Source organism: Adlercreutzia sp. DFI.6.23 (genome assembly GCF_024462535.1).
Classification (GTDB): domain Bacteria; phylum Actinomycetota; class Coriobacteriia; order Coriobacteriales; family Eggerthellaceae; genus Adlercreutzia; species Adlercreutzia rubneri.
Genome location: NZ_JANGBP010000357.1, coordinates 1 through 316, shown reverse-complemented (window position 1 = coordinate 316; position 316 = coordinate 1). Strand labels below are relative to the sequence as shown.

The 316-nt window shown below is 69.3% G+C and carries 1 protein-coding gene; it reads left to right on the top strand.

Features of this window, described 5'->3' with window-relative positions; genetic code table 11:
- Positions 1-114: 114 nt before the first annotated feature.
- A partial coding sequence (locus tag NE591_RS13715; RefSeq protein ID WP_371130625.1) for a hypothetical protein occupies positions 115-316 on the top strand: 202 nt, incomplete at its 3' end.

The window sequence follows — 316 nt, the reverse complement described above, 5'->3', positions numbered from 1 at the left end:
AGGGCCACTTGCCAAGGGGGCGACAAGCCGCAGCGAGCGCACTGATCCCGGCGGCGTTGGGTGGGGCGGCAAAACGGAACGGAAACGTGCCGAAGGAGAGAAAGGGAGGCTCGCATGAGCACGAGGGAAGAGACGAAAACAGCAGCAACGGTAAGCCGCCGCGGGTTTTTGGGCGGCATAGGCGCGGCGGCCCTGGGTGCAAGCGCGCTTGGGCTTGGGCTTCTGGGCGGGTGCGCCCCGCAGCCTCGTGCGGCTGAGGCCGGCGGCAAGGCAGCGGCGTCCGGTGATGCGACGTCACCGGCGTTGTCGCAGACGG